This is a genomic window from Microcoleus sp., from assembly GCF_049646505.1.
Taxonomy (GTDB): domain Bacteria; phylum Cyanobacteriota; class Cyanobacteriia; order Cyanobacteriales; family Microcoleaceae; genus Microcoleus.
This window is the reverse complement of record NZ_JBARVX010000103.1, coordinates 1-4,517: the sequence shown is the minus strand read 5'-3', so window position 1 is coordinate 4,517 and position 4,517 is coordinate 1. Positions and strand designations below refer to the sequence as shown.

Genomic DNA, 4,517 nt, shown 5'->3' with positions numbered 1-4,517 from the left:
CAAGTATCCATCCACTCAAAAAGCGACTGCGCTTGAGCGACGGTTGGATAGATTCGGTAGCGGTAATTCATGGTTAACATTTCACTACCATAGCACATTTAGTGACGAGTATGTCTCTGGTAAATATAAATCCGTCCTAGAAGGACGGGGTTTTCGACCCAATTTTCTGATAAAGTCCATTCATGTTCGCTGCTGTATCTTCATCGCTAATCGTGGTAGTCAACTCAGTCGCAACTGCCCCTGGTGAGATATTAGTCGATCGAATTTCACCGTTTGACTCTAATCGCAGCCCTTCCGATATCGATCGCACTGCGAACTTAGTAGCACAATAAACCGCCGATCCGGGAAACACTTTATGTCCGGCGACAGATGATAGGTTAATGATGTTACCGGACTTTTGCTGGCGCATAGTTGGTAACACGGCCGCAATCCCGTAGAGAACGCCCTTGATGTTGACATCAATCATTTGATCCCACTCTTCCACCTTGATTTGGTCGAGGGGAGAGAGCGGCATCAACCGGGCATTATTGATTAGCACGTCGATCCGGCTGTAGGTGCTCAAAGTTTCCTTGGCTAAGGTTTCCACCTGTGCGCGATCGGTGACATCCGTCACTCGGTAGGTTGCAGTTCCTCCCGATCGGGCGATCGCATCAACCAGTTCTTTGAGCCGATCTTCGCGGCGGGCAGCTAACATTAGTTTGGCTCCACTAGCAGCAAGTCGCTTCGCTGTCGCCTCACCTAATCCACTGCTGGCTCCGGTGATGATTACCACTTTGTTTTGAATTTCAGACATCTTGATTTGTGCGGGTTATTGAGTGTGGGTCATCAAACATTGGATGCTGAAATCAGCTCAACTCAGCATTATTCAATCAGCTCAACTAGCTTGTAGCTGGATCAATGTTTGTGTACCAGCAGCGTCAGCGATCGACATCGCCACAATCACACCGTTTGAGTTCTGTCCCGTTAAAACTTCTGTTGGTGAATCGATCGTGTGAGCGTAAGTCACCACATCTTTACCCACTTCAATCACCAAATCATCTCCCTTGCCAGGGCGATCGTAAACCATCGCATGAAGAGGTACATTTTTAATCAGTTCTGCATCACCGAGTTCTGAACCGATGATTTCGATCGAAATATGCCGTCCGCGATTGCCATCAGTAAACTGATCGAAAAATTCACCCCAGCGCTCGCTCGGCACAGATTTGTTGATGTCAATTTTATTTGTCATTATCATTTTATTCACCATGATAATTGTTTGTGAGAAAAAAGTAGTAAAAACAAATTGAGTTGGGATAATCCCATTTTTGCTTTCAGATCGTGGACGGTTGCATCAGAATAATATATTTGGATGATATAGCGTGCAAGCGTCTCGGTCTCGGCATAGCGTGCGAGCGTCTCGATCGCACTCCTAAAAAACGCTTGTCACCAAATTGGGATGCTCCCATTGGTTTTTTTGCAGTCAATTGAATATTTGCACAAGTTGCCCCATATACTCTCTACCTTTCGATTGAATGTTTGCACAAGTTGCCCCATCTAATACCATTTTTCTAAAATCGTGCAACACTCTTCGACCCCCCCTAGCCCCCCCTTGCAAAAGGGGGGGGACAAGAACACTGTTGCATTCTTTTTTAAAATTGATATAATCTCTAACATTTGAATGTTTTAACGAAAAGTTAGACTCAACCAAAATAAGGTCTATGATTCTCCTCAGAAGCATCCATCCCCAGTTACAAGTCGATTTTGACTTGAATGAATTAGTCAGCTACTCCCGATTCTCGAAATCAGTTAACGAACTCGCGGAATTCCTTGGTGAAGCGTCTGCTTCTGGAGAATCGTATTTTCGCCAACAGTCTCAACGTTTGAGATATTTCGGTTGTTAGCGACTGCTGACTCCATCAGTCATTCGTCCACTCATCTCACTCGGACGAATGCGGTAAAGCGCCATGACCTCTGCGCGACCCCAGGCATCAATCCAGGTTCGATTAATCGCAGGCGAAAGTGTTGGATTTTCCGTTTTGACAAACTGAATTACGCGATCGAACTCTTGTTTATCTGTAATGTGTTCGGCTCGCCCCATCACAGTAACGCTGCGCCAATGCTGTAGGTTGTGGACATCTTCAACTTGCAAACAGACTTCTGGATTGGCATCCATATACTTAGTCTTCATCCCCACCGTGGTGAAGATGTAAATATCTGGGTCGTCGAAATAATAGTGCATAGGCACAACATAGGGATGTCCTTCAAAGGCACAACCTAAGTGCCCGTGTCCTACCTTTTGCAAGAGATCGCGGATCTCTTTGGTACTCATTTCATCAATATCTAACACAGTCATTCTCCTTGGCAATTACGATAGTTCAACGGGTTCTTTTTCTGCTTCCTGTATAATTTTGGCGGATTGTAACTCGATCGCGGTTCTTACCGATTCTGGAAATACAGGACGATTCTCGGTATGGGGGCTTTGGAATGTATCTTGAGCTTCAGGTTGTTGACACGCAATCATCGTCTTGACGTGTTCTAATTCATCTTCGCGAACTGCCAGAAAGACATCGTATAGATTCTCAATCTTAGGCCTGCGAAAGGCTTCAGGATGCGTCGTCTGAAATTCATCGAACATATACAAGTCGCCATCCAGATAGTAGTTGATTGCCACTTTTGGGGCAGGCATTTGTTTGAGTTCTTCACCGTGTTCTTTGAGAAACAGATCGTAGGTGTGGTAGGCGTGTTCTTCGATTTGTTGCATGAAGTTGTAGGCAGCACGGGGGTTGATCATATAGACCAAAACAATGATCCAGTAATAAATTAATCCTCCGATCCGGGCAAGGTAGCGATCGTACCAATGGTCATTGCCACCGAGGGATTCAGCAATCAGCAGATGGTGCAGTTCATTCCAGGACTCGGCAAAATGTACCTTTAACCAGTCATATTTACGCCACCAGCCCATCGTTTCGTAGAGGTGTAAAACCGAGGTGAAAGCAAAATAGGGTACACGGGCAACGGTTTCCAGTACATAAAACCGAGCAAAGGCGCGATCGCGACCCCGATAAAAGTTATTCAACAAAGCTTCCAAAAAATTAACGAGCAGTCGAATCATGATGTTTAGTTTCCTAATTATTTTGAACGATGTCTTGCACGAGCTAGAGTGAATGCGTCTAGGTCAATGTTTGGAGTTGGCAACCTGTTCAGAAAGCGTCAATAAAAAGGCGAGGTTAGTTGCTGCTTTAAGCGCATGGCGTGCGTTAGCGGGTATAAAAGCAAAAACTCCAAATTCTAGAACAATCTCTCGATCTTCCAGCGTCAGCACGCCTTGTCCTTCAATCACATTCACGGTCGCATTGCAAGGATTAGTATGTTCTGCAAGGGTCGATTCTGCCGCCAGAGACATCAGCATATAGCGGCAGTTTCCATCTTCTAGCATAACCTTACTTTTAGCTCCATGCTGGGGATACTCAATGATGTCCGCCCAACGAATTTTGGTTGTATTCAATGACAGTATGGTTGTAGTCATGGGATGATTCCTTTATTGCAGAGAGATTGATTTGAGCGACAAAGACACTTATGGATTGAGTGTCTGTATTGAACTATGGAAAGACAATTTTGGCGATCGGTTGATGTCCCCAAAAAAGACAGGCAGCCCCTCGCAGCACACTTTCTGAGTAGAGGATTTTTTGAATTTCCAGGCTGCAGGTTTTGCGGTTGAGAATTGTAGATTTAGGGGGATACTCTTAACAAAGTGTTAACTTAAGTCCTGGCGAATAGAATTCGCGGCTACACAAACAAAGTCAACCTCCGTGGACTAAGAGAAAATCAAGCTTTTATAACCCACGGAGGTGGGTTTTGCCTGTGTAGACGCGGTTTTTAACCGCCCTTCTAACTGAGCGCAGCCGAAGTATTACGAATTATTTAATAGCGCAGGATAGCAGCGATCGCTTTATGTTCAGGAACATCTTCCTGTTCTACGGCGTAAACTGTTCCCCCATTGGTGAGGGTATGTAGTGCCGCTAGATCGAGCAAATCTTCGTCGCCTGTTTCCTGTTGAGCATGAATCTGAATGGAATTTTTCTCTGGATCGAATACTCCCCAAACGTTTTTATCGATAGGCACAAACAAGGTTTCAACACGCTGGAAATAAGCGGCAGGTACGACTTTTTCGATAGTATTAGCCGTTTTTTCGCTACCTTGTAGTTCCTCGTAATGGGAAATTGTTGATACTTTGGCAAGATCGAAATAGGGTTGTGCAATCTGCCAAGCCTGGGTATGCAGTTCTTCCAGAGTCAAAGTTTCTGGATTGCCAGGGATACCATCAGGTAGCAAATTGGCATAAGTATTTGCCTCGTGATAAATCGGGAATAGATAATCAACTCCTGCCAAAATTAGCGGTGCTTGCTGGTTTTTGAAGAAAGACTCTAAACCGTTGTTGACTTGGCGAAAGTAACGCAATAAATCATTTTTCTGATCTTCGTTTCCGGCTCCTTGTCCGTGAAAAATCGCACTATTGCCTTTTGATGAGCCTGTATGTG

The 4,517-nt window shown here is 44.9% G+C and carries 8 protein-coding genes and 1 pseudogene; 1 reads left to right on the top strand and 8 read right to left on the bottom strand.

The genetic code is table 11. The features are described from left to right. The 4 genes from WBA89_RS06005 to WBA89_RS05990 form a co-directional block, all read right to left on the bottom strand. A partial coding sequence (locus WBA89_RS06005) for a helix-turn-helix domain-containing protein (RefSeq protein WP_424404702.1) occupies positions 1–71 on the bottom strand: 71 nt, incomplete at its 3' end. 65 nt (positions 72–136) lie between these two features. Beyond that, a complete protein-coding gene (locus tag WBA89_RS06000; RefSeq protein ID WP_424404698.1) occupies positions 137–793 on the bottom strand; it encodes an SDR family oxidoreductase in 657 nt (218 codons plus the stop codon). A gap of 81 nt (positions 794–874) precedes the next feature. Continuing rightward, positions 875–1,228: a DUF5335 family protein gene (locus WBA89_RS05995; protein ID WP_424404696.1), complete on the bottom strand. Its 354-nt coding sequence runs from the start codon at positions 1,226–1,228 to the stop codon at positions 875–877. A gap of 82 nt (positions 1,229–1,310) precedes the next feature. Beyond that, positions 1,311–1,445: a hypothetical protein gene (locus WBA89_RS05990; protein ID WP_424404694.1), complete on the bottom strand. Its 135-nt coding sequence runs from the start codon at positions 1,443–1,445 to the stop codon at positions 1,311–1,313. Positions 1,446–1,697: 252 nt separating this feature from the next. Here WBA89_RS05990 and WBA89_RS05985 point away from each other — a divergent pair, with 252 nt between their 5' ends. Further along, positions 1,698–1,880, top strand: coding sequence for a hypothetical protein (locus tag WBA89_RS05985; RefSeq protein WP_333420789.1), 183 nt, complete (start codon positions 1,698–1,700; stop codon positions 1,878–1,880). Here the strand turns inward: WBA89_RS05985 and WBA89_RS05980 are convergent. The 4 genes and pseudogenes from WBA89_RS05980 to WBA89_RS05965 all read right to left on the bottom strand — a co-directional run. Continuing rightward, positions 1,877–2,332 (bottom strand): pyridoxamine 5'-phosphate oxidase family protein, encoded by a 456-nt coding sequence (locus tag WBA89_RS05980; RefSeq protein WP_424404692.1) that lies wholly within the window; start codon positions 2,330–2,332, stop codon positions 1,877–1,879. The two genes, WBA89_RS05985 and WBA89_RS05980, sit on opposite strands and share 4 nt — an antisense overlap. Before the next feature lie 12 nt (positions 2,333–2,344). Then, positions 2,345–3,109, bottom strand: coding sequence for an alternative oxidase (locus WBA89_RS05975; RefSeq protein ID WP_424404700.1), 765 nt, complete (start codon positions 3,107–3,109; stop codon positions 2,345–2,347). A 45-nt stretch (positions 3,110–3,154) separates the two neighbouring features. Beyond that, a complete protein-coding gene (locus tag WBA89_RS05970; protein ID WP_424404690.1) occupies positions 3,155–3,505 on the bottom strand; it encodes a cupin domain-containing protein in 351 nt (116 codons plus the stop codon). Positions 3,506–3,900: 395 nt separating this feature from the next. Then, positions 3,901–4,517: pseudogene (locus tag WBA89_RS05965) on the bottom strand (hypothetical protein); the annotation flags it as partial.